This window comes from Arthrobacter sp. 05N33_2 (assembly GCF_056397425.1).
Genome location: NZ_JBFTNJ010000057.1, coordinates 1 through 21,286, shown reverse-complemented (window position 1 = coordinate 21,286; position 21,286 = coordinate 1). Strand labels below are relative to the sequence as shown.

The following is a 21,286-nucleotide window of genomic DNA, read 5'->3' as shown; positions in this document are numbered from 1 at the left end:
GCCTGGCGCTGCAACTGGGCCTGTCCCGGGTCAGCGCCCGCCGCTACCTCGAGTACCTCGTGGTTCACGGCCATGCCCGGCTGACGCCCCGCTACGGAGCCGCGGGCCGGCCGGAGAACCGCTATCTCTGGCGCCGCTGAACATGTCCGGTTCTTGGAGGCAGCAATGAGCATGTCCAATTCATGACGGCCACACCGAGCATGTCCAGTTCATGACGGCCACACAGAGCATGTCCAGTTCATGACGGCCACACTGAGCAGGTCCAGTTCATGACGGCCACACGGGACACATGGCACAAATGCGGGGCACGGGCCTGGGGTTGCGCGGCACAGGGCACCCATTTGACGCAGATGGCCGCAATACGATCAGCCAATCCGGCCATCTGTGGCGAATCGCGAAGTCCAGCCCGGCAGAGTCCCACCTCGGCACCCACGAAGTTGCCCGGCGCCAGCCCCGGGACGCCGGCAGCCACCCAGGGACCCATCGGCACAGGACCTCGGAGAATGGTCGAGGATTCAGAGCCACAGGGCACCCAATTGACGCAGATGGCCGCAATACGATCAGCCAATCCGGCCATCTGTGGCGAATCGGCGAGTTTCACACGGCAGAGCTTCACCCGGGCACACGCTGGTGGGCACACGCTGGTGGGCACACGATGGTGGGCACACGCCGGTGGGCATCCGGCCCGCGGTCAGGACCCGACGCGGCCCGCGCGGCGCAGTGTGGACGCGGCATGCTTGAGGATGGGCCCGTCGACCATCTTGCCCTTGAACTGGAAGACGCCCGAGCCTGCCGCGGAGGCGGCATCGAGCAACTCCGCGGCTGCCGAGACGTCGGCCTCCGAGGGTGCATAGGCTTCGCGGACCACGGCCACCTGGTCCGGATGGATGCAGGCCTTGGACGAGAATCCGGACGCCACCGCGTCACGTGATTCAAGTGCCAGTCCGGCCAGATCCGGGATGTTGACGTAGACGGCGTCGATCGCGTCCTTGCCGAAGGCGCCGGCGGCCAGCAGCACGCTGGAACGGGCGTGCAGCGCGACGGCCCGGTAGCTGCCGTCCTCCGCCCGGCTGGAGGTTCCGCCGAGCGATGCCAGCAGGTCCTCCGCACCCCACATCAGGGCCACCACGTTGGGCTCGGCGGCGATGGCGGCGGCGTTGAGGACGCCGGCGGCCGTCTCGCAGAGGGCAATCACGCTGTAGCCCTCGAGTTCCCTCAGCTGGGCAGCGCTCTCCGCCTTGGCCAGCATGATGTGCCGGTACGGCGTGTGCTTGAGGCAGTGCATGTCCTTCTCGAACTCGTCCGTGCCGGCCGGGTTGACCCGGACGATCGTGCGGGACGGATCCAGTTCCGGGACGTCGCCGGTGGCGCCGAGCTGGGCAAGGATGGCGCCGCGGGCCCGCTGCTTGTCGGCAGGGGCGACGGCGTCCTCAAGGTCCACGATCACGGTATCGGCGCGTTCCGCGGCTTTTTGGTACCGCTCGGGGCGGTCGGCGGGGCAGAACAGCAGGGCAGGGCCCATCAGGAAACTCATGTCTCTATTCTCCCCTTTTGCGCCGCTTCCAGCTCGGCAGCGGCGTGGGCCTCGCGTGTCCACATCAGGCAGCTGCGGGCGGCGAGCGCCACCACGTCCCCGTGCTGGTTCCGTCCGGTGTGCTGCATGGTCACGATGCCCTGCCCCGGGCGGGACGCGGACAGCCTCTTCCCGGTCACCACCGTCTCCGTGTACAGGGTGTCCCCGTGGTACAGCGGGTGCGGAAAAGACACATCCGTCAGGCCGAGCTGGGCGATGATGGTGCCCTGGGTCAGCTGCGGCACGGACTGGCCCACCACGGTGGCCAGGGTGAACATCGAATTCATCAGCCGCTGGCCGAACGGCTGCCCGGCGCTCCAGGCCGCGTCGAGGTGCAGGGCCTGGGTGTTCATGGTCATGGTGGTGAACAGGACGTTATCCGTCTCCGTGAGCGTCCGGCCCGGCCGGTGGGCGTAGACCACGCCCTCCTCCAGCTCATCGAAATAGAGGCCGCGCTGCTCGATCACCCGGGGGGTGCCGGTACCCGGGTGCGCGCCCGTGCCCGGTGAAGTCGTGCCTGCATCACTCATACGGTCAGTTCCTGGTCTTCCTCAAAGAGTTCGGCTCCGGTGGCCGCCACGACGTCCTCCACAGACACGTTCGGCGCCAGTTCCCGCAGCACCAGCCGGGACTTCCCGCCCTCGGTCACGACGTCGATCACGGCGAGGTCGGTGATGATCCGGTCCACGCAGCCCTTGCCGGTCAACGGCAGCGTGCAGGTTTCCACGATTTTCGGCTTGCCGTTGCGGTCCACGTGATCCATCATCACGATCACCTTCTTGGCCCCGAACACCAGGTCCATCGCGCCGCCCATGCCCTTGACCATCTTGCCCGGGATCATCCAGTTGGCGAGGTCGCCGTTGRCGGCGACCTCCATSGCRCCGAGCACGGCCACRTCGACGTGRCCGCCMCGGATCATGCCGAAGGARGCGGCGGAATCGAAGAACGCCGCRCCCTTGTTGACCGTGACGGTTTCCTTGCCGGCATTGATCAGGTCCGGGTCGACTTCATCCTCGGCCGGGTACGGCCCGACGCCCAGGATGCCGTTTTCCGAATGCAGCACCACCTCGACGCCGGCCGGAATGTAGTTGGGTATCAGCGTCGGCATGCCGATGCCGAGGTTGACGTACTGGCCGTTGTGCAGTTCCTGCGCCACGCGGGCCGCGAGTTCATTGCGGGTCCAGCCCTTGCCCTCAGTACCGGCGGCGTGTTCGACGGCGGAGCGCCGGTATTCGTGGCGCACGGCCTCGGGACGGGGCGGGGCCTCTGCGGCTTTGTTCGTTTCCACGGCTAGGCTCCTGCCTGCTCTGGCGACAGTTTTGGTGCGCCGGAGGCACCGGTGGCCACCGCAACCGTCCGCTTCTCAATGCGTTTCTCACCCTGTGGGGCGAGAACCACGCGCTGGACGAAGATCCCTGGGACATGGACGTGCTCCGGGTCCAGCTCCCCCGGCTGCACGAGTTCCTCGACCTCGGCGATGGTGATCTTCCCTGCCATGGCGCACAGCGGGTTGAAGTTCATGGCCGTGGCGTGGAAGACGAGGTTGCCGTGGCGGTCACCCTTCCAGGCGTGCACGAGGCCGAAGTCCGGGGTCAGCGATTCCTCCAGCACGTACTCGGCGCCGTGGAAGCTGCGGACTTCCTTGGGCGCGGAGGCAATCGCGACGTTGCCCTCGGCGTCGTACTTCTGCGGCAGGCCGCCGTCGGACACCTGGGTGCCGACGCCGGCCGGGGTGTAGAACGCCGGGATACCCGCGCCGCCGGCGCGCAGCTTTTCGGCCAGCGTGCCCTGAGGGGTGAGGACCACCTCCAGCTCGCCGGAAAGGTATTGCCGGGCGAACTCCTTGTTCTCCCCCACGTAGGAGCTGATGGTGCGCCGGATCCGGCCGTCCTTGAGCAGGATCCCGAGGCCCCAGTCGTCGACGCCGCAGTTGTTGCTGACGGTTTCCAGGTCCGTGGCACCGCGCTCATGCAGGGCCTCGATCAGCGTCACGGGAATGCCGCACAGCCCGAACCCGCCGACGGCGAGGGAGGCGCCGTCGTGAATGTCCGCGACAGCCTCGGCGGCGCTGGCAACAACTTTGTTGATCATCGGTGATCCTTCCGGCCGGCTACAGTCCCAGTTCGCGGGCGATCAGCATCAGCTGGACCTCCGTGGTGCCCTCGCCGACTTCAAGGATCTTGGAGTCGCGGTAGTGGCGCGCCACGGTGAATTCGTTGATGAAGCCATAGCCGCCGAACACCTGGGTGGCGTCCCGCGCGTTGTCCATGGCTGCCTCGCCTGCGACCATCTTAGCGATGGCCGCCTGCGTCTTGAACGGCTTGCCGGCAAGCATCCGGGCGGCCGCGTCGTAGTAGGCCAGGCGGGCCGTGTGGGCGCGGGCTTCCATCCGGGCGATCTTGAATGCGATGGCCTGGTATTTGCCGATGTTCTGCCCGAACGCGCTGCGTTCCTTGGCGTATTTCACCGACTGGTCCACGCAGCCTTGGGCCGCGCCGACGGCCAGSGCSGCGATCGCGATCCGGCCTTCGTCCAGGATGGAGAGGAAGTTGGCGTAGCCGCGGCCCTGGGTGCCGAGCAGGTTTTCCTCGGGGACGTGGACGTTGTTGAACGTCAGCGGGTGGGTGTCCGAGGCGTTCCAGCCGACCTTGTTGTAGGCCTTTTCCGCGGTGAAGCCCGGAGTGTTGGTGGGCACCAGGATGGTGGAGATTTCCTTCTTGATGCTGCCGTCCGCGCGTTCCTCCTGGCCGGTCACCGCGGTGACGGTGACGAGCCTGGTGATGTCCGTGCCGGAGTTGGTGATGAACTCCTTGTTGCCGTTGATGACCCACTCMCCRCCGCCSAGCTTGGCGGTGGTCTTGGTGCCGCCGGCGTCCGAGCCGGCTTCCGGCTCGGTCAGGCCGAAGCCGGCGAGCGCCTTGCCGGAGGCCAGCAGCGGCAGCCATTCCTGCTTCTGCGCCTCATTCCCGAAGCGGTGGATCGGCATCGCACCGAGCGAGACGCCGGCCTCGAGGGTGATCGCGACAGACTGGTCCACCCGGCCGAGCTGTTCCAGGGCCAGGGCCAGGGCGAAGTAGTCCCCGCCCATGCCGCCGAACTCCTCCGGGAACGGCAGGCCGAACAGGCCCATGTCCGCCATCTGGGAGACGACCTCGTAGGGGAAGCTGTGCTCTTCGTCGTGCTTGGCGGAGACCGGGGCCACCACTTCGTCGGCGAATTCGCGGACGGTGTCGCTAAGGATCTGGTAGTCCTCGCTGAGTTCAAAATCTGCCATGGGGTGACTCCTGTTTCTGAAATACATCGGTGGTCTGTTGAAAGGTGTTGAGTGTGCCGGGGTTGGTGTGCCGTGGTGGAGGCGGTGGGATCAGTGCGGTTCGGTCATTCGGCCGCGCCCATCGCGATGACGGCTTCCTCGATCGTGTCCTCCGCTGCGTTCTCCGCCGAGGGCGGCGCGCCCGGAACAGCGGGGTGGATCGTTGCCACCACCTGATCGGCCTTGACGAGGTCGCCGGAGCCGACGCTGATGTGGACAGTTCCGTCCAGGGGCGCCACGAGCTGGTGCTCCATCTTCATGGCTTCCACCGAGAGCAGGACCTGGCCGGCCTCCACGGCGTCGCCGTTGCCGACGGACACCGACACCACGGTGCCGGGCATCGGCGAGCGCACCGCCGGGTCGGCGGCGCCTTCCTCGCRTTCGATCGCGGCGAGCACCCGGGCGAGCCGGATCTCCCGGGTGAGCACCTCGAGCCGGCAGGACCAGCCCTCGTTGCCGAGGAACACTTCCGTTGGCATCGGGTTGCCGGGGCCAGGGGGGACGGGCCCGCGGTGGACAGGCGCCAGCGCGTAGCTGCGGGATTCGTCGCCCAGAGTCAACTCCGCGGCGCCTCGCTTGGTGGACCGAAATGATGCCGGGCGTCGCGGGCCGCCGTTGACCGCCACGGCCGCCGTCCCCCGCGCCAAGGAGCCGGATACCTGCACCGTGGCGATACCGCCGTCGGGGGTCCCCAGGCTGATCCGGCGCGGGGCAGCTGCACCGAGCCGCCACCCGTTACCGAGATGCCAGGGGCCTGTCCCGGCGTCCTGCGTTTCATGCTCGTGCATCGCAGCGGCGAAGACGGCAGCAGCGGCCACCTCGAAGTCGCCCGGGTGCCGGAAGGAGAACTCCGGCATTTTCCGTTCGATCAGGCCGGTGTCGAGCCGTCCGGCGCGGACGTCGGCGTCGTTGATCAGCAGCCGCAGGTATTCGACGTTGGTGTCGATGCCCAGCGCGGTATACCCGGCGAGCGCCTCATCGAGGGTGTCCAAAGCCTCAGCCCGGTCCTSGCCCCACGCGATGACCTTGGAAATCATCGGGTCRTAGCTGCTCGAGATTTGGAGGCCCTCCAGCAGGGCCGAGTCGACACGGACCTTGCCACTCGCGGTGTCCGGCAGTTCGTCCAGCAGCACGACCTGTCCGATGGACGGCAGGAAGTTCTTCTCTGGCACCTCAGCGTAGACGCGTGCCTCCACCGAGTGGCCGGTCAGCACGACGTCGGCCTGGGTCACCGTGAGTTCCTCGCCGGCGGCGATGCGCACCTGCCATTCGACGAGGTCAATGCCGGTGACCATCTCGGTGACGGGGTGTTCGACCTGCAGGCGGGTGTTCATCTCCATGAAGAAGAACTCGTCCGGGGCGGCGTCCGAGACCAGGAATTCCACGGTCCCGGCGCCGGAGTAGTGGACGCTGCGCGCGGCCTGGCAGGCGGCTTCGCCGATCCGGGCGCGGATCTCCGCCCCGTCGGGCAGGGATTCCAGCAGCGGGGACGGTGCTTCCTCGATGACCTTCTGGTGGCGGCGCTGCAGCGAGCACTCGCGCTCCCCGAGGTGGATGACGTTGCCGTGGTTGTCCGCCAGGATCTGGACCTCGATGTGCCGCGGGGTGAGCACGAGCCGTTCCAGGAACAAGGTGTCGTCGCCGAAAGCACTCGCGGCGACCCGGCGTGCGGTGGCCAGGGTGGCTTCCAGGTCCTCGGCGCGTTCGACGATGTGCATGCCCTTGCCGCCGCCGCCGGCGGAGGGCTTGATCAGCAACGGGAAGCCGACGCCGGCCGCGGCCTCGATCAGCTGCGCGTCGGTCATGCCGGGTTCAGCGATGCCCGGGACCACGGGGACGCCGTAGCCGGTGACGTGGTTCTTGGAGCGGATCTTGTCGCCCATGACGTTCAGGGATTCGACGCCGGGGCCGATGAACTTGATGCCGGCGGCTTCGAGGGCGCGGGCAAAGTCGACGTTCTCGCTCAGGAAGCCGTAGCCGGGGTGCACGGCCTCGGCGCCGGTGTCGCGGCAGGCCTGGATGATGGCCTCGATCTTGAGGTAGCTCTCGGTGGCCGCGGCGGGCCCGATCCGGACCGCCAAGTCGGCTTCCCGCACGTGCCGCGCGTCGGCGTCGGCGTCGGAATAGACGGCGACCGAACGGATGCCGAGGGCGCGCAGGGTCCGGATGACGCGGCAGGCGATTTCGCCGCGGTTGGCGACGAGCACGGTGCCGAACAGCGGGGTGCCGGTTGTGGGGGTGGCTGGAGGGGTGGCCACGGAAGGCGTGGTGGGCGAAGAGATGGTCGGCGAAGAAAGATTCATGGCTGGCTCACATCCGGAAGAGGCCGAAGGAGGTCTCCGGCAGCGGGGTGCGGGAGACGACGTCGAGCGCCAGTCCCAGGACGGTGCGGGTGTCCGCGGGGTCGATCACGCCGTCGTCCCAGAGGCGGGCGGTGGAGTAGTAAGGGCTGCCCTGGTCCTCGTACTGGGCCTTGATCGGGGCCTTGAAGGCTTCCTCGTCCGCGGCGGACCATTGCTCGCCCCGGGCCTCGTACTGGTCCCGCTTCACGGTGGCGAGCACGCTGGAGGCCTGGTTGCCGCCCATGACGGAGATCCGCGACGCCGGCCACATCCAGAGGAAGCGCGGGGAGTAGGCGCGTCCGCACATTGAGTAGTTGCCGGCGCCAAAGGACCCGCCGATCACGACCGTCAGCTTGGGGACCCTGGCGGTGGCGACGGCGGTGACCATCTTGGCGCCATTCTTGGCGATGCCGCCCTGCTCGTAGTCCTTGCCGACCATGAAGCCGGAGAGGTTCTGCAGGAAGATCAGCGGGATCCCGCGCTGGTCGCACAGTTCGATGAAGTGCGCGCCCTTGAGCGAGGACTCGCTGAACAGCACGCCGTTGTTCGCCACGATGCCCACCGGGTGGCCGTGCAGCTTGGCGAAGCCCGTGACCAGGGTGGTGCCGTAGTTCTTCTTGAACTCATGGAACCGGCTGCCATCGACCAGCCGGGCGATGACCTCACGCACGTCGTACTGGGCGTTGACGTCCGTGGGCACGGCACCGTAGAGCTCATCCGGGTCGGCAACGGGCTCGACGACGGTGTCCACGTCCCAGACTGGCGCGGCAGGCTTCGGCAGGGTGGAGACGATGTCCCGGACGATCTGGAGGGCATGCTCATCGTTCTCGGCCAGGTGGTCCGTGACCCCGGAGATCTTCGAGTGCACGTCGCCTCCGCCGAGTTCCTCCGCCGTGACGATCTCGCCGATCGCGGCCTTCACCAGCGGCGGGCCGCCCAGGAAGATGGTGCCCTGGTTGCGGACAATCACGGTCTCGTCGCTCATCGCCGGAACGTAGGCGCCGCCGGCGGTGCAGGAGCCCATGACCGAGGCGATCTGCGGGATCTTCGCCGCGGACATCCTCGCCTGGTTGAAGAAGATCCGGCCGAAGTGTTCCTTGTCCGGGAAGACCTCGTCCTGCTTGGGCAGGAACGCCCCGCCGGAGTCCACGAGGTAGATGCAGGGCAGCCGGTTCTCCAGGGCGATTTCCTGCGCGCGGAGGTGCTTCTTCACCGTCATCGGATAATACGTGCCGCCTTTGACCGTGGCGTCGTTGGAAATGACCAGCACCTGGCGGCCGTGCACCAGCCCGATGCCGGCAATGACGCCGGCACCGGGCGAGTCGCCGTCGTACATGCCGTCCGCGGCCAGCGGGGCGATCTCCAGGAAGGGGCTGCCATCGTCGAGCAGCTGGTCAATGCGCTCGCGCGGCAGGAGCTTGCCGCGCGCCACGTGGCGTTCCCGGGACTTCGCGGGCCCGCCCAGCGCGGCGGTGGCGAGCCGTTCCCTCAGCTCGCCGGCCAGCCCCAGTTGGGCCTCCCGGTTCGCGGCGTAGGCGGTGCTCGTCGCATCCACCCGGCTGGCGATTGTCTCCATTGACTGTTTCCGTTCCCTGACCTGCGCGGACTTGCGCGCCGGAGCGGCAACTCAGGCCGCCCGACTATTTCGGTTAGTACCGCATAACTGAGATTTAGGTTAGTCTCTATTAACTGTGATGTCCAACACAGGGATCATTTTGTAAAGAGGGGATGCGCCGGTGACCGAGCCCAGCCAGACTGCCCAGCTTCCGTCAGCGCAGGCAGCCCCGMCCCAGGCAGCCTCAACCCAGCGCAGCCAGGCCAAGGCGAACAGACGGCAGGCCCTCCTSTCCGCCGCCGCYGCGCTCTTTGCCCTGGAGGGCTTCAACCGCGTTTCCCTGGAGGATCTCGGGGCCGCGGCCGGCGTCAGCGGACCGGCGGTCTACCGTCACTTCGCCGGCAAGCAGGCCGTCCTCGGCGCCCTGCTGCTCAGTGTCAGCCAGGACCTGCTCGACGGCGGCCGCAGGGTGGTGGCCGATTCCGACGGCGATCTGGCGGCGTTGGGCGGGCTGGTGGCCTTCCACGTCGACTTTGCGCTGAGCAACCCGGACGTCATCCGGGTCCAGGACCAGGACTTCAGCAACCTGGCCGGCGAGGACCAGGCCGAGGTCCGCACGCTTCAGCGCAACTATGTTGAACTCTGGGTGGACGTGCTGGCCGGACTGCACGAGGGCACGGAGGCCGCCGAACTGCGGATGCGCGCGCATGCCACGTTCGGGCTGATCAACTCGACCCCGCACTCGGTGCGCAGCCACGGGCGCCGGATCGGGGTCCGCCGCGCGAGGCCGCTGCTGGAAAGCATGGCGCTGGCCGCGCTCCTGGCACCGGCTCCCACCGAGCCGCTCGGCTAAGCAACTCCCCCCGTCCCGGGCGCCCTCCCGGGTCCACGTGTCCACCGCCCACGTGTCCACCCCATGGCGACTTAGGCACGGAGACGCCGTCAACGGGGCCGCCGCCGTCGAAATTGTCCTCCATGCGCCCCGGGACGGCGACAACCCCGCCCAAAGGAGCCCGCACACCACGAAGCTGCCGGCTGCCCCTTCCTTTCGGACGGGGCAGCCGGCAGCTGTGTAGAGGGACCTAGACCATCGCGAGGACCATGCCCGGATCGGCCAGCATGGCGCCGAGGTCCTGGAGGAACCGCGAGCCCTGCTCGCCGTCGACCAGACGGTGGTCGAAAGACAGGCTGAGCGTCATGACCTGGCGCAGCGCGACCTCGTCCTTGTACTCCCACGGCATCTTCCGGACCGCGCCGAGGGCCAGGATGGCTGCCTCGCCCGGATTCAGGATGGGCGTGCCGGCGTCAATGCCGAAGACGCCGATGTTCGTGATGGAGATCGTGCCGCCGGAGAGCGCCTCAGGGCTTGTCTTCCCGGCCCGGGCCGTGTCCGTCAGTTCCGTCAGGGCCAAGGAGAGATCCATGAGGGACATCCGGTCCGCGTCCTTGATGTTCGGAACCGTCAGCCCCCGCGGGGTCGCGGCCGCGATGCCCAGGTTCACGTAGTTGAACTGGACGATCTCCTGGTTGGCCTCGTCCCAGCGGGCGTTGAGGGTCGGGTGGTTGCGCAACGCAATCAGCACGGCCTTGGACACGAGCGTCAGCGGGGTGAGCTTGTACCCGGCGAACGCGCGACTGGCCTTGAGCCGTGCCAGCAGCTCCATCGTGGGCGTGACGTCGACGGTCAGGAACTCGGTGACGTGCGGCGCGGTGAAGGCACTGGCCACCATGGCGGCGGCCGTGAACTTCCGCACGCCCTTGATCGGCGTGCGGGTCTCGCGCTCGCCCGGGGCCTGGACAAGCCCTGYGGCCTGCGCCGTCGCACCGGCGGGCTCCTGGGCGGCCGCGGGCAGGTCCCCGCCGCCGACGAAGTTCAGCACATCGTCGCGGGTGATGAGCCCGCGCTCCCCGGTACCGGGCACGGCCTCGAGGTCGACGCCGAGATCCTTGGCCAGCTTGCGCACCGGAGGCGTGGACCGCGGGCGCTCCCCCGGCGCGGATGCCGCCGAGGTTTCGACCGCCTTGGATTCGGCCGGCTCGGCCGCGCGGACTGGTGCCACCAGCTCGGCCGCGACGGCCGGAGGGGCCGCTGGGGCCGCTGGGGCCGCGAAGGTGCGGGCGCGGCGGGCCGGCCGACCGGAGGCTTCCAGGACGGCGCCATAGCCCACGAGGTTCGGCTCACGCTTGCCGCCTGCGGCCCCGTCCGCACCAACACCGCCGCCGGAATCGGCGGCGCCGTCGTCGCCCTCGATCTCGAAGGAGACGATCGGCTTCCCGACCTCAACAACGGTGCCGGGCTGTTCGTGCAGGGCCGCGACAACGCCGGCAAACGGCGAGGGCAGCTCGACGACGGCCTTGGCCGTCTCTACCTCGGCGATAATCTGGTTGAGGGTGACGGTATCCCCTACCGCGACCTTCCAGGCGACGATTTCCGATTCCGTCAGTCCCTCGCCGAGGTCCGGGAGCCTGAATTCCTTGATCATGGTGGCGCTCATCCTTCCAGCCCGCTGAGGGAGTTGGGGCGGCCGAGGGCACGGTCGACGCCGTCGAGAATCCTGTCAAGGCCCGGCAGGTGGTGCATTTCCAGCTTGGAGTAAGGGTAGGGAACATCGAAGCCGGTCACGCGGACGGGAGCGGCCTCGAGGTGGTAGAAGCAGCGCTCGGTGATGCTCGCGGCGACTTCGGCGCCGAGGCCGCCGGACTGGCTGGCCTCGTGCGTGATGACCAGACGGCCGGTCTTGCGGACCGAGGCCTCAAGGGTGGCGAAGTCCAGTGGTGCCAGCGAGCGCAGGTCGATGACCTCAACCGAGATGCCTTCGTCGGCGGCCGCCATGGCGGCGTCGCGGGCGGTCTTGACCAGCGGGCCGTAGGCCACGAGGGTGACGTCCGTGCCCTCGGTGACAACACGGGCCTTTTCCATGGACAGGGCAGAGCTCAGGTCGACGCTCTCGTCCACCTCGCCCTTGTCGTGGTAGCGCCGCTTGGGCTCGAAGTACAGGACGGGATCGTCGGAGGCGATGGCTTGCTGGATCATGGTGTAGGCGTCCTGGGGGTTGGACACGCTGATCACGCGCAGCCCCGAGGTGTGGGTGAAGTAGGCCTCGGGCGATTCCGAGTGGTGCTCCGGCGAGCCGATGCCGCCGCCGAACGGGACGCGGATGGTGATGGGCATCTTGACCGCGCCCTGGGTGCGGTAGTGCATCTTGGCGACCTGGCTGACGATCTGGTCGAACGCCGGGTAGATGAAACCGTCGAACTGGATCTCCACCACCGGACGGTACCCGCGGTATGCCAGGCCGACGGCGGTGCCCATGATGCCGGACTCGGCGAGCGGGGTGTCCACGACGCGGTGCTTGCCGAAGTCTTTCTGCAGCCCGTCGGTGACACGGAAGACACCGCCAAGGGCGCCGATGTCCTCGCCCATCAGGACCACCTTGGGATCGTTTTCGAGGGACTTGCGCAGGCCCGAATTGATGGCTCGGGCAAAGGTCATCTGCGTCATCAGCGTGCACCTTCTTCAGAAGCGGCTTCTGCGGGATCGCCGAAGGAAGCCAGGTAACGGGAGTAGTGCTCCTGCTGGCGGTCCAGCCAGGAGTTGGGCGTGCTGTACACGTGCTTGAAGATATCCAGCGGCTGCGGCTCGGGCATGTTGATGGTGCCGGCCCGGAGTTCCTTGGCCACTGCGTCAGCTTGCGCGGCGACGGCGGCCTCGAGGTCCGCGGTCAGCAGTCCCTTGCGCTCGAGCAGCGACTTCATCCGGCTGATCGGGTCCTTGGCGGCCCAGTCTTCGAGTTCGTTGGCATCCCGGTAGCGGGTGGGGTCGTCCGCCGTCGTGTGCGGGCCCATCCGRTAGGTCACGGCCTCGATGAAGGTGGGGCCGCCGCCGCGCCGGGCACGGTCCAGGGCAATGCGGGTGGCTGCCATGACGGCGAGGACATCGTTGCCGTCGACCCGCATGCTGGGGATGCCGAAGCCTGAGGCGCGGTCCGCGAGCTGGATGTGCGACTGCAGCCGGACGGGTTCGGAAATGGCCCAGTGGTTGTTCTGGCAGATGAAGACGACGGGCGCCTGGAAGCTCGCGGCGAAGACCATGGCTTCGTTGACGTCGCCTTCGCTCGTGGCGCCGTCGCCGAAGTAGGCCACGGCGACACAGTCGGCGCCGTCGTTCTGGATGCCCATGGCGTAGCCCGTGGCGTGCAGGCTCTGCGCGCCGATGATGATCTGCTGGGTGGCAACGTTGACGGTGAACGGGTCCCAGCCGGCGGAGGCGTTGCCACGCCAGGCACGGACGAGGTCCTCCGGCTTCACTCCCCGGCAGTAGGCGACACCGTTGTCGCGGTAGCTCGGGAAGACAAAGTCGTCCTCGCGGAGGGCGCGGGCCGAGCCGATCTGGGATGCTTCCTGGCCGAGCAGTGGCGGCCACAGTGCCAGTTCGCCCTGCCGCTGGAGGGCCGTGGCTTCAGCATCGATCCGGCGGATGACCACCATGTCCTCATAGAGCGCGCARAGCTGCTCRTCGCTGACGTCCTGGAGCCAGGRATCGAACTCSGGATGGCTGATGCGCTCRCCCGCCGGRGTGATGAGCTGGACGAGGTCGCCGCCCGTCCGCCTCATAGAATTTTCACTGTTTCCGGGGCCCCCGGCGGCAATGCCGCCCTTGCCCGCGTCGTCGGTAAACACTGTTGTCCGCACCTTCTGACGTCGTCTGACCGGAACTCGCAGGACTCGTGATCCCGCGGCGCGCCAGCCGCCCGGGCGCCGTTGCCCCGGATAATTGTGACCCTACTCACAATGCTCATCGGGTACAACCACCCGCAAAAATATTGAGCATTATGCCCTGTTTGGTGTCCGCCAACCGTGCTAATCTTGCGCATTATGCAAACCTTGGATGGCACTGACACCCGCCTGCTTTCGGCCATGGCGCGGGACCCCCGCCGGACCGTGGTTGCCCTCGCCCAGAAGCTCGGACTCTCGCGCAATACGGTGCAGGCCAGGATGGCCCAGCTGGAGAAGAAGCACGTGTTCCTCTCCTTCGAGCGGCGGATCAACCCGGTGTCCCTGGGGTACCCGCTGATGGCTTTCATCTCCGTCCACGTCCAGCAGCAGAAGCTCGGCCCCCTCGCCGTCGAGCTCGCCGGGATTCCGGAAATCCTGGAGGGCTACGGCCTGACGGGCTCGGCGGATCTGCTCCTGCGGGTGGTGGCGCTCGACGCCGAGGACCTGTTCCGGATCAACGGCAAGATCCTGGCGTGCGACGGCGTGGACCGGACCGATACCGCACTGGCGATGGGCGAGCTGATCCCGTTCCGGATCCAGCCCCTGCTGGAGCGCGGATCCGCCGATAACTGATCCGCTTTTCGTCTGTGCCGTGGGCGGCCGCGGCGCTAGGCTGTGTCCGTTGGGTCCCCCTGAGTCCTTGGGTCCGCGCACGCGGCCCAGTGCAACAGGCAGTGGCTTGTCTGGACTGCCGGAAAGGCTTGAACCGTGAGCAGTCCCGAGGAACCACACCGCCCCGTACCGCCGCAGCCCGGGCATGAGCCTGCAGCCGGCCACCCGGCGCCCGGCCAGCCGCCCGTTCCGTACTACGCCCCGCCGCCCGGGCCACCCGCCGACGCCGCGGTGCCCAACTACGCGGCACCCAGCTACCCGCCACCCGCGACCGGCGCGGCACCCAGCTACCCGCCACCCGCCGACGGCGCACCTCCGTACTACGGCGGTCCGGGGCAGCCGCCGCCCTACTACGGCGGCGCCGCCCTGCCGCCCCCGAAAAAGAGCCGCAAGGCCCTGTGGATTGTCCTCGGGATCGTCGGCGGTGTGCTCCTGCTGGTAAGTGCCGGCGCCGTCGTCCTGCTCAACGTGGTGGGCGGAGCCACCAACCAGGCACGGGGCATCGCTGACGATTTCACGAAGATGCTCATCGCCGGTGAGGTCAGCACCGCCTACGAGAAGTACCTGGATCCGGCCCTCATGCGGAAGATTTCGCCGGAGGAGTTCGCCGCGGGGGTGCAGAGCCTGGAGCTTGACGGCAGCTGTAAACCGAACTTTTCAAGCCTCAACGTCAGCTCCAACAACGGCTCCAACGCCGCCGACGTGGCCGGAACGATCGACTGCGACACGAAAAGTGTGGAGCTGGCCTACCGTTTCGAGGGCCACGACGAGCTGAAGATGGTGAACATTCGGCTGAGGCCTCAGCGCTGACCTCGAAAAACCCTGTCGAAGCGCCCATCCACAAGAGAAGCTCCCGTGCTGCTGCACGGGAGCTTCTCTGCTGGTGCAGCCTTCCTAGTGGTTGGTAGCCTTTTCGGCGCCCACCCCGGTCAGGGAACGGACCTCCATTTCGGCCTGCTTTGTGGCGTCTTCCTTCCGCTTGTCCAGGACGGTGCCCAGCCAGCCCAGGAAGAACGCGAGCGGGATGGAGACGATGCCCGGGTTGCTCAGCGGGAAGAYGGCGAAGTTGGCGCCGGGGATCATCGACGTCTTGGCCCCGGAGACCACCGGGGAGAGCGCAATTAGGATGATGGCCGCGGACAATCCGCCGTACATGCTCCASAGSGCTCCCTGGGTGGTGAACCGGCGCCAGAACAGCGAGTAGAGGATGGTCGGAAGGTTGGCGGAGGCAGCCACGGCGAAGGCGAGCGCGACGAGGAACGCGACATTTTGTCCGTTGGCGAAGATGCCGCCGGCGATGGCCAGCAGCCCGATCACCACCACGGTGCGGCGGGCAACCTTGACCTCGGTGGCGGCGTCGGCCTTCCCCTTGGCGATGACGCTGGCGTAGATGTCGTGGGCGAAGGATGCCGCCGCGGTGATCGTCAGGCCGGCGACGACGGCCAGGATGGTCGCGAAGGCCACCGCCGAGATGAAGCCCAGGAGCAGCGGACCGCCGAGGTGGAAGGCGAGCAACGGCGCGGCCGAGTTGACGCCGCCCGGGGCTGCCTTGATGGTGTCGGCACCCACCAGCGCAGCTGCGCCGTAGCCSAGGACCAGGGTGAACAGGTAGAAGATGCCGATGAGCCAGATGGACCACACCACCGACTTGCGGGCTTCCTTTGCGGTCGGAACCGTGTAGAAGCGCATCAGCACGTGCGGCAGGGCTGCGGTGCCGAGCACCAGGGCCAGGCCGAGGGACAGGAAGTCGACCTTGGAGGTCTCCGTCTTGCCGTACTGCAGTCCCGGGTTGAGCAGGTTCGGGTTGCCCGAGGTTTCCACCGCGCCGCCCAGCAGGTCGGAGAGGTTGAAGCCGTAGATCGCGAGGACCCAGAAGGTCATGACTGCCGCGCCGGCGATCAGGAGCATGGCCTTGATGATCTGAACCCAGGTGGTGCCCTTCATGCCGCCGATCAGGACGTACATGATCATCAGGGCGCCGACGACGATGATCACCAGGGCTTGTCCGCCCCAGTCGCTGATGCCCAGGAGCAGTGAGATGAGGCTGCCGGCACCGGCCATCTGGGCCAGCAGGTAGAAGAAGCAGACGGCCAGCGTGGAGATGGCTGCCGCGATGCGCACGGGGCGCTGCTTGAGCCGGAAGGAGAGGACATCGGCCATAGTGAACTTGCCGGTGTTGCGGAGCAGCTCGGCGACGAGCAGCAAGGCGACGAGCCACGCCACGAGGAAGCCGATGGAATACATGAAGCCGTCGTAGCCGTTGATGGCGATGGCTCCGGTGATGCCCAGGAAGGACGCTGCGGAGAGGTAGTCGCCGGCGATGGCGGTGCCGTTCTGCGGGCCCGTGAAGGAACGTCCGGCCGCGTAGTAGTCGGCCGCCGTCTTGTTGTTGCGGCTGGCCCTGATCACAATGACCATGGTGATCGCGACGAAGAGGGCGAAGATGCCCATGTTCAGCAGGGTGGTGTCCTTGAGATCCGCGACATTGACCGCGGGAACCATGAGTGTCATTTTGCTGTCCCCCCAACCGGGTTGCCGTGCTTGTCGAATTCGTGCCCCTCGATTTCCTGGCGGATCTCGGAGGCAATGGGGTCCAGCTTGCGGTTCGAATAGCTGACGTACCAGCCGGTGATCGCGAACGTGGAGACAAACTGCAGCAGGCCCAGGATCAGGCCGACGTTGATGTTGCCCCAAAGCTTGATCGACATGAATCCGACCGCGTAGTCGGCCAGCAGGACATAGGCGAAGTACCAGAGCAGAAAGGCAATGGAGAGCGGGAAGACAAAGCTGCGGTGACGGGTGCGCAGTTCCTGGAACTGCTCCGTCGACTGGACTTCCTTGAAGTCCACGGCCGCCGCAGCGTCCGTTTCTTGGGCGTCGTGACCCATCGGTTCCTCCTCATTGAGACTGGTGAGTCCACACCGGTTGCCGTGGTCTGCGCGGGACGCACCCTGCAACCCATCCTGCCGATGTGACTGCAATCACTGTGCACCGTGACGTGGGCTACCTACCACAGCCGGGGCAGCCTGCGTCGCTCAGCGGTCCCGGCGCTGCGCCAAACGGCGCCCGATACACCTGTTTCGCGGCCATCGGGGTCCGGGCACGTGCCAGAGCCGTCAGCCCCGGCCCCGGCGGTAGGCTGGGCATCATGCCGGACTCTCCCCTGTTCACCGCCGCCGCCGTCGCGGTGATCGCCATGGCGATCACGGTGGTCGTCGCCGTCGGGCTCCAGGTCCTCCGCTCCTTCCGCGACCTCGGCACCGATGCCGAGCGGGCCACCTACACGACGCTCCACGCCGCGTCCCGGGCCGGCCAGTACCTGCGGACCGGCCTGAACCCTGCCGGCGCGGCCAAGGCCAGCAAACAGCTGCGCAGCCTCCTGGGCTGCGACGCCCTCGCCATCACCGACACAACCGGCGTGCTCGCGTGGGACGGCGCCGCCGAGGAGCTCAAGCCTGCCCTGATGGGGCTCGCGTCAAAAGTGTTCGACGGCGGCCACCTCGCCGTCATTCCGGCGGGCGAACTCCAGCTCCTGGCCGCTGGCGTCGGCGGCATGACGCTGGCGCCGGAGGTGGAGCGCGCCGTCGTGATCGCCCCGATCAAAACCGGCACGCGTGTGGTGGGTGTGGTGGCCGCCTTCGCGCCGGCCGCCGGGGCGGGACTGGTCCGCGCCACCGGGGAGGTGGCTGACTGGGTGGCCACGCAGGTGGAACTGGCCGAGCTCGACGCCTCCCGCACGCTCCTGATGGAAGCCGAGGTCCGCGCCCTCCGCGCCCAGATCAGTCCGCACTTCATCTACAACTCGCTCAACGCGATCGCATCCTTCATCAACACGGATCCGGTCCGGGCGCGCGAGCTCGTGGTGGAGTTCGCCGATTTCACCCGCTACTCCTTCCGCCGCCACGGCGACTTCACCACCCTGGCCGAGGAACTGCGCTGCATCGACCGCTACCTGCTCCTGGAGCGGGCCCGGTTCGGGGACCGCGTCCAGGTCAGCCTGCGGATCGCTCCCGAGGTGCTCAGCACCGTGATCCCCTTCCTGAGCCTGCAGCCGCTCGTGGAAAACGCGGTCCGGCACGGGCTGGAGGCCAAGGAGGGCCCGGGCCACATCTCCATCACTGCGAATGACTCCGGTGCCTTCGCGGAAGTGACGATCGAGGACGACGGCGTGGGCATGGACCCCGACCATCTGCGCGCTGTCCTTGCCGGGCACAGCGACGGCGACCACGTCGGGCTGCGCAACGTCGACGCCCGCCTGCGCCAGGTGTACGGCGACGACAACGGCCTCGTGATCGAGACCGCGCCCGGCGAAGGCACCCTGATCACGATGCGCGTCCCCAAGTCCCWGCCCCGGCACGATGCCTGATTCCGGTCGGGCAAGAATGCCTGCGGCAGTACGCTAGAGCCATGATTAACGTCCTCGTCGCCGACGACGAGCTCCCCGCCGTTGAGGAACTGGCCTTCCTGCTCGGCCGGGATGACCGGATCGGCGCCATCCACCGGGCTTCCTCAGGCGCCGAGGCCCTGCGTGCCCTCGAGGCCGAAGACGTCGACGCCGTGTTCCTCGACATCCACATGCCGGCGCTGTCCGGGCTGGACATTGCGCGGGCCATCTCCCGCAGCGCCCGCCCGCCCGCCGTCGTTTTCGTCACTGCCGACGAGGACTGCGCGCTGGAGGCCTTCGAGCTCGCGGCGGTGGACTACCTCCTCAAGCCCGTGCGGGCCGAAAGGCTGGCAAAGTCGATCGGACGCATCAGCGAACTGCTCAAGGATGGTGCCCCTGCACCCGAAATGATCACCGTGGACCTGGGCGGGACCACCAAAATGATCCGTCGCGAGGACGTGACCTACGTCCAGGCGCAGGGTGATTACGCCCGGCTGCACACCGCCGATGCCAGCTACCTCATCAGGGTTCCGCTGGCGGACCTCGAACAGCAGTGGGCCGACGCCGGATTCGTCCGCATCCACCGCTCCTACCTGATCGCGCTGAGCCACGTCAGCCACTTGAAGCTCGCCGCAGCGCGGCCCAGCGTCACCGTGGCTGGAGCTGAACTGCCTATCAGCCGCCGGCACCTGCCTGCTGTCCGGGAAAAGCTCGGCGCAACCCGTATCCGGCCGCAGGCATGACAAGGGTCCGGGTCACGGCGCCGCGCAGCGTCACACCAAACAGCGCCACACCAAACGGCACCGCACCAAACAGCACCGCAGCAAACAGCGCCGCCCTGAACGGCGGGCGCTCCGCGGCAGCCTCCCGCGAAGCGGAGGAGGAGACCGACGCCGGGCAGTTGTTCGTCCGTTCGCTCATCCGGTCCCAGCTCCGGCTGGGCCTCGTGGTGGCCCTGGGATTCCTGCTGATCATGCTCGCCTTCCCGCTGATGCTGGGGCTGGTCCCCGGCCTGGCGGACTCCACGATTGCCGGCCTTCCCTTCGACTGGGTCCTGCTGGGGGCCGGGATCTATCCCGTGATCGGCCTCAGTGCCTGGCTGTACGTGCGGACCGCGGCCAGGAACGAGGCCCGCTACCGGGACCTCGCCGGCGACAAATGACCGAACAGGTGAGGACCCACGTGAACGGCCCGGCAGGCGGCCACGCACGGGGCCCGGTGGGCGGCCACCCACGCGGCCGGGTGAACGGCCGGTGAACCCCRTCGTCGGCGTCGCGGCGTTCGCCGCCGTCTCCCTCGCCACGGCTGTGATTGGTTTCTACGGGTTACGGATCTCGCGCACCACCGGGGACTTCTACGTGGCGTCCCGGACGGTCAAGCCGTGGTGGAACGCCTCAGCAATCGGCGGGGAGTACCTCTCGGCTGCGAGCTTCCTGGGGGTCGCCGGGCTCATCCTGCTCTCCGGTACCGACGCCCTGTGGTATCCGGTGGGGTACACGGCCGGATACCTGATGCTGCTCTTGTTCGTCGCCGCTCCCCTGCGCCGCTCGGGCGCCTACACGATCCCTGACTTCACCGAGGCGCGCCTCGATTCGCGTGCCGTCCGCCGCGTCACAAGCCTGGTGGTGGTCCTGGTCGGCTGGCTCTACATCGTCCCGCAACTCCACGGCGCCGCCCTGGCCATCCGGATCACCACCGGGCTGCCGGCGTGGGTAGGCCCGGTGGCGGTGGTCGCCGTCGTCTGCATCACCGTGGTGGCGGGCGGGATGCGCTCCATCACGTTTGTCCAGGCGTTCCAGTACTGGCTGAAACTGACGGCGGTGGCGGTGCCCATCGTGTTCATGCTGCTGGTGCTGGGCGGCAACAGCTCCCCGGCGGAGGCAGCCCCCGCGGTGAATCCGACGGCGCTGGCACCCTCAGGCCCCTATCAGATCATTTCGCTGCTCGTGGCCCTGCTCTTCGGAACCCTCGGCCTGCCGCACGTGCTGGTCCGGTTCTACACAAATCCGGACGGACAGTCGGCCCGCCGCACCACCCTGATTGTCCTGGGCCTGCTCTCGGTCTTCTATCTGTTCCCCACGGCCTACGGCATGATCGGCCGGGCCTACGCCCCCGACCTCGCCCAAAGCGGGCCGGCCGATGCCCTGGTGCTGCTGCTGCCTGGCCGCCTGGTGGGCGGGGCGGCCGGCGACCTGCTCTCTGCGCTGGTGGTGGCGGGGGCGTTTGGGGCGTTCCTGTCGACGACGTCGGGCCTGGTGGTCTCTCTGGCCGGCGTTATCAGCCAGGACGTGTTCGGCGGCAGCGTGCGGGGCTTCCGGCTGGCAGCGCTGATCTCGGCGCTGGTGCCTCTGGGAATCGCGTCGATGACCGAGTCGCTGGCACTGGCCGGCAGYGTRGGGCTKGTGTTYGCYTTYACCGCGTCCACSATCTGCCCTGTCCTGCTGCTGGGCATTTGGTGGCGGGGACTGACGGACGCCGGGGCAATCGCGGGCATGGCGACCGGCGGCGTGCTCTGCGGCAGCGCGATGGTGGCCGGTTCGGTGCTGGGGGCGGCAGAGACGCCGTCGTGGCTGGCGCAACCGGCCGCGTGGACGGTACCGGCCGCGTTCGCCGTCACGATCCTGGTGTCGCGGGCCACGCGGGGCCGGGTGCCGCGGACAATGACACGGCTGATGACCCGGCTGCACACCCCGGAAYGGCCGCTCGCGACGGAACGGTGACCCTGGCGGGG

Annotated in this window: 19 protein-coding genes and 1 pseudogene; 8 read left to right on the top strand and 12 right to left on the bottom strand. The window is 67.9% G+C overall.

What is annotated here, in order from left to right; all coding sequences use genetic code 11:
- Nucleotides 1-140 (top strand): annotated as a pseudogene (locus AC1DHX_RS16840) (response regulator); the annotation flags it as partial.
- A gap of 551 nt (nt 141-691) precedes the next feature.
- Here AC1DHX_RS16840 and AC1DHX_RS16835 read toward each other — a convergent pair.
- The 7 genes from AC1DHX_RS16835 to AC1DHX_RS16805 form a co-directional block, all read right to left on the bottom strand.
- Nucleotides 692-1,534, bottom strand: a complete 843-nt coding sequence (locus AC1DHX_RS16835; protein WP_476849409.1) for an HpcH/HpaI aldolase/citrate lyase family protein — start codon at nt 1,532-1,534, stop codon at nt 692-694.
- Nucleotides 1,531-2,103: a MaoC family dehydratase gene (locus AC1DHX_RS16830; RefSeq protein ID WP_230007337.1), complete on the bottom strand. Its 573-nt coding sequence runs from the start codon at nt 2,101-2,103 to the stop codon at nt 1,531-1,533. Before AC1DHX_RS16830 ends, AC1DHX_RS16835 begins: the two co-directional genes overlap by 4 nt.
- On the bottom strand, nt 2,100-2,861 hold the full coding sequence (locus AC1DHX_RS16825) for a CoA transferase subunit B (RefSeq protein ID WP_476900267.1): 762 nt from the start codon (nt 2,859-2,861) through the stop codon (nt 2,100-2,102). Before AC1DHX_RS16825 ends, AC1DHX_RS16830 begins: the two co-directional genes overlap by 4 nt.
- Before the next feature lie 2 nt (nt 2,862-2,863).
- Entirely contained in the window at nt 2,864-3,664 is an 801-nt protein-coding gene (locus tag AC1DHX_RS16820) for a CoA transferase subunit A (protein WP_476856466.1), read from the bottom strand.
- 19 nt (nt 3,665-3,683) lie between these two features.
- On the bottom strand, nt 3,684-4,847 hold the full coding sequence (locus AC1DHX_RS16815) for an acyl-CoA dehydrogenase family protein (protein ID WP_223914042.1): 1,164 nt from the start codon (nt 4,845-4,847) through the stop codon (nt 3,684-3,686).
- A 104-nt stretch (nt 4,848-4,951) separates the two neighbouring features.
- Nucleotides 4,952-7,189, bottom strand: coding sequence for an acetyl/propionyl/methylcrotonyl-CoA carboxylase subunit alpha (locus tag AC1DHX_RS16810; protein WP_476900266.1), 2,238 nt, complete (start codon nt 7,187-7,189; stop codon nt 4,952-4,954).
- 7 nt (nt 7,190-7,196) lie between these two features.
- Nucleotides 7,197-8,804: a carboxyl transferase domain-containing protein gene (locus AC1DHX_RS16805; protein WP_476859068.1), complete on the bottom strand. Its 1,608-nt coding sequence runs from the start codon at nt 8,802-8,804 to the stop codon at nt 7,197-7,199.
- Nucleotides 8,805-8,964: 160 nt separating this feature from the next.
- On the opposite strand from AC1DHX_RS16805, the gene AC1DHX_RS16800 reads away from it, so the two are divergent.
- Nucleotides 8,965-9,636 (top strand): SACE_7040 family transcriptional regulator, encoded by a 672-nt coding sequence (locus AC1DHX_RS16800; protein ID WP_476900265.1) that lies wholly within the window; start codon nt 8,965-8,967, stop codon nt 9,634-9,636.
- 229 nt (nt 9,637-9,865) lie between these two features.
- Here the strand turns inward: AC1DHX_RS16800 and AC1DHX_RS16795 are convergent, their stop codons facing one another.
- From AC1DHX_RS16795 to pdhA, 3 genes are read right to left on the bottom strand one after another with little or no spacing between them, the layout of a single operon-like run.
- Entirely contained in the window at nt 9,866-11,278 is a 1,413-nt protein-coding gene (locus tag AC1DHX_RS16795; protein ID WP_476900264.1) for a dihydrolipoamide acetyltransferase family protein, read from the bottom strand.
- Nucleotides 11,275-12,285, bottom strand: a complete 1,011-nt coding sequence (locus tag AC1DHX_RS16790) for an alpha-ketoacid dehydrogenase subunit beta (protein WP_476849401.1) — start codon at nt 12,283-12,285, stop codon at nt 11,275-11,277. The genes AC1DHX_RS16795 and AC1DHX_RS16790 overlap by 4 nt, the downstream gene beginning before the upstream one ends.
- Complete coding sequence (pdhA, locus tag AC1DHX_RS16785; RefSeq protein WP_476900263.1) at nt 12,285-13,463, bottom strand: pyruvate dehydrogenase (acetyl-transferring) E1 component subunit alpha; 1,179 nt, start codon at nt 13,461-13,463, stop codon at nt 12,285-12,287. Before pdhA ends, AC1DHX_RS16790 begins: the two co-directional genes overlap by 1 nt.
- Before the next feature lie 195 nt (nt 13,464-13,658).
- Between pdhA and AC1DHX_RS16780 the strand changes: the two genes are divergently transcribed.
- On the top strand, nt 13,659-14,132 hold the full coding sequence (locus AC1DHX_RS16780; protein WP_026266622.1) for an Lrp/AsnC family transcriptional regulator: 474 nt from the start codon (nt 13,659-13,661) through the stop codon (nt 14,130-14,132).
- A 135-nt stretch (nt 14,133-14,267) separates the two neighbouring features.
- On the top strand, nt 14,268-14,981 hold the full coding sequence (locus AC1DHX_RS16775; RefSeq protein ID WP_476856472.1) for a hypothetical protein: 714 nt from the start codon (nt 14,268-14,270) through the stop codon (nt 14,979-14,981).
- Nucleotides 14,982-15,065: 84 nt separating this feature from the next.
- Here the strand turns inward: AC1DHX_RS16775 and AC1DHX_RS16770 are convergent, their stop codons facing one another.
- Entirely contained in the window at nt 15,066-16,682 is a 1,617-nt protein-coding gene (locus tag AC1DHX_RS16770; RefSeq protein ID WP_476900262.1) for a solute symporter family protein, read from the bottom strand.
- A complete protein-coding gene (locus tag AC1DHX_RS16765) occupies nt 16,679-17,059 on the bottom strand; it encodes a DUF485 domain-containing protein (RefSeq protein WP_079551449.1) in 381 nt (126 codons plus the stop codon). Before AC1DHX_RS16765 ends, AC1DHX_RS16770 begins: the two co-directional genes overlap by 4 nt.
- Nucleotides 17,060-17,319: 260 nt before the next feature.
- On the opposite strand from AC1DHX_RS16765, the gene AC1DHX_RS16760 reads away from it, so the two are divergent.
- The 4 genes from AC1DHX_RS16760 to AC1DHX_RS16745 all read left to right on the top strand — a co-directional run bounded on the left by AC1DHX_RS16760 (nt 17,320) and on the right by AC1DHX_RS16745 (nt 21,275).
- A complete protein-coding gene (locus AC1DHX_RS16760; protein WP_476900261.1) occupies nt 17,320-18,537 on the top strand; it encodes a sensor histidine kinase in 1,218 nt (405 codons plus the stop codon).
- A 41-nt stretch (nt 18,538-18,578) separates the two neighbouring features.
- Nucleotides 18,579-19,298 carry a LytR/AlgR family response regulator transcription factor gene (locus AC1DHX_RS16755; RefSeq protein ID WP_476856476.1) on the top strand — a complete coding sequence of 240 codons (720 nt, stop codon included), beginning with the start codon at nt 18,579-18,581 and terminating at the stop codon, nt 19,296-19,298.
- Entirely contained in the window at nt 19,295-19,717 is a 423-nt protein-coding gene (locus tag AC1DHX_RS16750; RefSeq protein WP_230012025.1) for a DUF485 domain-containing protein, read from the top strand. The genes AC1DHX_RS16755 and AC1DHX_RS16750 overlap by 4 nt, the downstream gene beginning before the upstream one ends.
- Nucleotides 19,718-19,808: 91 nt before the next feature.
- Entirely contained in the window at nt 19,809-21,275 is a 1,467-nt protein-coding gene (locus AC1DHX_RS16745) for a sodium/solute symporter (protein ID WP_476900260.1), read from the top strand.
- Nucleotides 21,276-21,286 lie beyond the last annotated feature (11 nt).

Bases quoted from the DNA above. Each gene is read 5' to 3' on its own strand.
- AC1DHX_RS16835 (WP_476849409.1), bottom strand. From the start codon at position 1,534: ATGAGTTTCCTGATGGGCCCTGCCCTGCTGTTCTGCCCCGCCGACCGC.
- AC1DHX_RS16830 (WP_230007337.1), bottom strand. From the start codon at position 2,103: ATGAGTGATGCAGGCACGACTTCACCGGGCACGGGCGCGCACCCGGGT.
- AC1DHX_RS16820 (WP_476856466.1), bottom strand. From the start codon at position 3,664: ATGATCAACAAAGTTGTTGCCAGCGCCGCCGAGGCTGTCGCGGACATT.
- AC1DHX_RS16805 (WP_476859068.1), bottom strand. From the start codon at position 8,804: ATGGAGACAATCGCCAGCCGGGTGGATGCGACGAGCACCGCCTACGCC.
- AC1DHX_RS16790 (WP_476849401.1), bottom strand. From the start codon at position 12,285: ATGACGCAGATGACCTTTGCCCGAGCCATCAATTCGGGCCTGCGCAAG.
- AC1DHX_RS16780 (WP_026266622.1), top strand. From the start codon at position 13,659: ATGCAAACCTTGGATGGCACTGACACCCGCCTGCTTTCGGCCATGGCG.
- AC1DHX_RS16765 (WP_079551449.1), bottom strand. From the start codon at position 17,059: ATGGGTCACGACGCCCAAGAAACGGACGCTGCGGCGGCCGTGGACTTC.
- AC1DHX_RS16755 (WP_476856476.1), top strand. From the start codon at position 18,579: ATGATTAACGTCCTCGTCGCCGACGACGAGCTCCCCGCCGTTGAGGAA.
- AC1DHX_RS16750 (WP_230012025.1), top strand. From the start codon at position 19,295: ATGACAAGGGTCCGGGTCACGGCGCCGCGCAGCGTCACACCAAACAGC.